Annotated in this window: 4 protein-coding genes and 1 pseudogene; 4 read left to right on the plus strand and 1 reads right to left on the minus strand. The window is 58.5% G+C overall.

Going from position 1 to position 4,469, the window contains the following annotated elements; translation table 11 throughout:
- Positions 1-99: 99 nt before the first annotated feature.
- Positions 100-360 carry a hypothetical protein gene (locus AAAC48_RS04880; RefSeq protein WP_340653096.1) on the minus strand — a complete coding sequence of 87 codons (261 nt, stop codon included), beginning with the start codon at positions 358-360 and terminating at the stop codon, positions 100-102.
- 133 nt (positions 361-493) lie between these two features.
- On the opposite strand from AAAC48_RS04880, the pseudogene AAAC48_RS04885 reads away from it, so the two are divergent.
- The 4 genes and pseudogenes from AAAC48_RS04885 to AAAC48_RS04900 all read left to right on the plus strand — a co-directional run.
- Positions 494-2,290 (plus strand): annotated as a pseudogene (locus AAAC48_RS04885) (adenylate cyclase).
- Between the two features lie 166 nt (positions 2,291-2,456).
- Positions 2,457-3,263 (plus strand): DUF2092 domain-containing protein, encoded by an 807-nt coding sequence (locus tag AAAC48_RS04890; protein ID WP_340653097.1) that lies wholly within the window; start codon positions 2,457-2,459, stop codon positions 3,261-3,263.
- The gene (locus AAAC48_RS04895) at positions 3,260-3,472 is read left to right on the plus strand and encodes a hypothetical protein (protein ID WP_340653098.1); all 213 of its coding nucleotides are present in this window, start codon (positions 3,260-3,262) and stop codon (positions 3,470-3,472) included. Before AAAC48_RS04890 ends, AAAC48_RS04895 begins: the two co-directional genes overlap by 4 nt.
- Positions 3,473-3,633: 161 nt before the next feature.
- On the plus strand, positions 3,634-4,469 hold an 836-nt coding region (locus AAAC48_RS04900), incomplete at its 3' end, for an alpha/beta hydrolase (protein WP_340653099.1).

Consider the following 4,469-nt stretch of genomic DNA (forward strand, 5'->3'; position numbering starts at 1 on the left):
CTTCTGGTCTTTCGAGCGGTCTGCGATTCCCAATTGCGACCGGAAAATCGAACTGCCAGGCTTTCCGGTCTTTCAATTCTATATGCGGGGTTTTGGCCATCATCCGTGGAAGGGGATGATCGCCGCCGTATCGAGGGCAGCTTCAATCTCTCGTGCCAGGTCAGTCACCAATTCCAGATATTCGGCGCAACGCTGCTCGCGCTTTGGGTCCATCGAATGTTCCCATCGCTGTAACTCAGCCTCCGCATCCGCGAAGTCGGTACACAAATCCCGAAACTCCTCGTCACGGGCGGCACGTTCGTCGATCGCCTGGCCCCGAAAGGGGTACCGGCGTTTGGCGGCTACTACGCCTTTGTCCATCGCACTGAGCTCCTTTCCTTGAGCAGGCGGAGTCGGGCGCTAACTATCATGGACGGAGCCACATTCGGGGAGTAGGTTACAGTAGCTTACAGGCAGAAAATGCCGGCCGCTTTCGTCCGTGGGGGAGGAAGTAATGCGAGGCACAACGTTCGCGGGCATTGGTCGGCCCGAGCAAGCACCCCGGCCGCCGCCCGCTCCTGACGATATTTGCACTCAACTAGAGCGCATAGTTGCCAGCCCGGAATTTCCAAGCACTGGGCAAAGCCATGCCTTCCTGCGCTATGTGGTCGAGGAAACGCTCGCGGGTCGCGCCGAACGGATCAAGGGCTACTCCATCGCAATCGAAGTGTTCGATCGCGATGAAGATTTCACACAGGACGATCCCGTCGTTCGGATCGAGGCAGGAAGGCTAAGACGCACGCTCGAGCGTTACTATCTGGTCGCGGGCCAGAATGATCCGATCCGCATCGACATCCCAAAGGGCAAGTATGTGCCGTTCTTCACCTGGAACGAGGTCTCTGTTGCAAAGGAGGCTGCCGCCGAGACAATCGGTATTTCTACGAAATATTTGCCGTCGCGTGCAAGGTGGCCAGGTCTATTGGCTCTGGAGCGCTCGTTGGCGCGGCGGTCTTTGGGCATTGGAGTGTTGAGCGGGTGCGGTCAATGAACGCGAAGGGTCCCAATGAACCGACGCTGGTCATCGCGCCATTCACCAATCTTGGCGAGGGACCCGAAGCCAGACTCTATACGCTCGGACTTACCGAGGAACTGTTGACTGCGCTCCCACGCTTCAAGGAACTCAAGGTGTTTGGCCGCGAGACATCCGAGGCTTTGCCGCCCGAGGTCGACGCGTCCCACGTTCGCGGCAAGCTCGGAGCCCGTTACCTGCTTGCAGGGGGCGTGCGTGTCTCCGACAGGCGGGTACGGGTGACGGCCCGCCTTATGGATACGGCGACGAACGCGATCTTGTGGTCTCAGATCTATGAAGAAGATCTCCGTTCACGCGGTCTGTTTGCTATTCAGTCTGACGTCGCAGACAAGGTCGCGAAAGCGGTGGCGTAGCCTTATGGCGTGATCGCGCAAATCGATGCGGCGAAACCTCCACCGGATGATCTCGACGTTATGGCTGCACGCTACGCTTTTACGCCTATCGTGCAGAGCTAAGTGTGGAACGCCATGCGGACGTTCGCGAGTGTCTCGAAAGCGCCGTTGCCCGCTATCCGTCTTACGCCACCGCCTGGGCGATGCTGTCGATTGTGTGCCCATCGGTTTGGGTACAATGCGCAACCTCACTCGTCCCCGCCCTTGGAGCGAGCGCTCAAGGCCGCCCGACGGGCCGTTGAGCTCGATCCGGGGTAATACCCGCGCGCTTCAGGCTTTGATGACGGCATTGTTCTTCAATCAACAATTGGAAGAATCGCTGCGTGTGGGAGAGCAGGCGCTGGCAACCAACCCCAATGATACCGAACTAATGGGTGAATACGGAGTCCGCCTCGCCATGGGAGGCCAATGGAGACGCGGCGCGGAGGCGTTGGATCAAGCTCTCGCCTTCAACCCGGGCGGAGCCGGCTACTATCACGGCAACAGGGCGCTTGCCGCCTATATGCTTCAGGATTACGACACTGCCCTTGCCGAGATCAGGCAAGCCAATCTGCAGAAGTTTCCGCTCTTTCACCTTGTCGTCGCCGCCATCTACGCTGAGCGAGGTATGATGGACAAAGCCAAGCGCGAGGGTGCGATATTTGTCACAATGCGCCCAGGGTTTCTCCCAAACCTAGCGGCAGAGTTTAGCAACCGCAATATTCGACCCGACGATCAAGCCCGCATGTTTGCAGGTATTCGCAAAGCGCTGCAAGCATGTCCTCGCCGAACGGCGGCTCTGATTTGCAACAGCGGTAGCGGGCGAGGTTATCGCCGCTTTGGCGAGTAGAGCTGTCAGCAGCCCGTAACATACTAGATGTTACGGGCTGTGCGGGCCCTTAACGTGTAGTGTTCTTCGCGTTCAAAGACCGCTCCTTCCGATTTTCGATGCGCTCCCAATCCGGAGCCGGTCGATATCGGTTAAATGTGCGATACCCAAGGGAGGACATACTCCGATGACCATAGCCCGAAAAGCTGTGAAGTTTGCTGCGACAGCCCTATCATCAGCCGCGCTCGCCCTAATCATTGTGTCAGTAACACCTTCGGGAGCAGCGGCGGGCGAAGCGGAAGCCAAAGACCTGCTCAAGGCGATGTCCGACTATCTGACGGCGCAAAAAGCCATTTCATTTGCCTACGACACCAACCTTGAGGTCGTCACCAAGGATCACCAGAAACTCCTGCTGGCGAGTTCCGGCAAGATCGAAATGGGTCGGCCCGACAAGATCCGCGCCACGCGGCATGGTGGATTTGCCAATGTCGAGCTGACATTTGATGGCAAGACCCTGACAGTGCTCGGCAAGGACGCCAATCTCTACACCCAGGTCGAAGTGCCCGGCACGATTGATCATCTCATCGACGAGCTCAGGGACAAGCTGCATCGGCCGCTTCCTGCCGCTGACCTCCTGCTGCCAAACGTCTACGACGAGTTGATGCGCGACGTCACCGATGTCAAGGATCTCGGCAGCGGGGTGATCGGTGGCACCGAATGCGATCATCTCGCGTTCCGCGCCAAGGAGGTCGACTGGCAGATATGGATCGCGCAAGGCGATCACCCCTATCCCTGTCGATATGTCATCACTGCCAGTCAGGTGGATCAGGGGCCGCAGTACAGCATCCAGATCAGCGACTGGAAGACCGGCACGGACGTCGTTGCGGAAGATTTTGGCTTCAAGAACTCAACCGACGCCAAGCAGGTCGACCTGAAAAAACTCATCGATATCGATGAACTTCCCGATCACTTTGCCCCAGGAGGCACCAAATGAACGCGCCAAGAAAACTGAGAATTGTTCTGCTGGCTGGAATGATCGGATTGTTCGGCCTGGAGGCGGGATCAGAGTTGTCTATCCCGAGTCTGTACAGCTTTGTCGGAAGCGCCGAGGCCAGGATCGGGCGTCCACTTACCCCCGTCAGCGTCGCCGGGGTAGCACGGCGCACGGTACGGCGCTGCGCGGTCGGCGTGTATTACTGTTAACGCCTGTGAAAGCGGTGGGAAAGGCTAGTACATGCCGATCGCGCGGTTGCTTGTGATTGCCGCCTGTATCGAGGCGTTAACCGGGGTCGCCCTGATCGCCGTTCCGAACTTGATCGCTGCTCTGCTGCTGGGTGAGACTCTGTCCGGCGCGGGATTGGCCGTTGCTCGCGCTGGCGATCGCTGCCGGCCGCGGTTGGCAGGAGCACGGCAAGGGTCCGGCGCTGGCCGCCATGCTCATCTACAACGTCTTGGCCGCTGTTTATCTCGCCCTTGCTCGGAATAGACGGCCACCTTGTAGGCAAACTGTTGTGGCCAGTGGCAGCGATCCATGCTGTTTTTGGCCTCCTCTTTATTCGTGGCTGGCTTTCGCAATCCGTGTGATATTGTTGTCGCGCCAACTTGGGGGAACACCAGTGAGCAACAGCAATGATCGACGCGATCGCATGACGTCATTCCTGGAATGCAGGTGGATGCGTTGGCTATTGATCGCCGCGGTGGTCACCCTCACGCCGGGATGTGCCGGCCGTCCAAAAAACGTGTTGTCGCCTGTTGCCGAAACGTCCCCTTCGTCGAGCAGGGTTGATATGCTGGTGGCGACGACGCGCAGCCGCTCTTCTAATCCCGGCGAGATGTTTACCGGTGAGCGCGGGGTGACGCCGGCATTTGCAGACATCACCGTGTCGATCCCGCCCAAGAGCGTCCGCAAGGAAGGCGACGTCGCTTGGCCGAAAAGACTCCCCTCCAATCCGGCGACCGATTTCGCCACGCTGAAAGCGGATCAAATTACGTTGGACGCAGACAAAAACTGGCTCAGTGCCTCGGTCAGAAAGAGCCCGGATCTCAGTGTTCTTGTCTTTATCCATGGGTTCAACAATCGGTTTGAGGATTCTGTCTATCGTTTCGCGCAAATCGTCCAGGATTCGGGCGTACACAGCGCGCCGGTGCTGGTGACATGGCCGTCGCGCGGCAGCCTGCTCGCCTATGGCTATGACCGCGA

The sequence above is a fragment of the Phyllobacterium sp. genome (genome assembly GCF_037994405.1).
Classification (GTDB): Bacteria; Pseudomonadota; Alphaproteobacteria; order Rhizobiales; family Rhizobiaceae; genus Phyllobacterium.

Bases quoted from the DNA above. Each gene is read 5' to 3' on its own strand.
- AAAC48_RS04895 (WP_340653098.1), top strand. From the start codon at position 3,260: ATGAACGCGCCAAGAAAACTGAGAATTGTTCTGCTGGCTGGAATGATC.
- AAAC48_RS04880 (WP_340653096.1), bottom strand. From the start codon at position 360: ATGGACAAAGGCGTAGTAGCCGCCAAACGCCGGTACCCCTTTCGGGGC.
- AAAC48_RS04890 (WP_340653097.1), top strand. From the start codon at position 2,457: ATGACCATAGCCCGAAAAGCTGTGAAGTTTGCTGCGACAGCCCTATCA.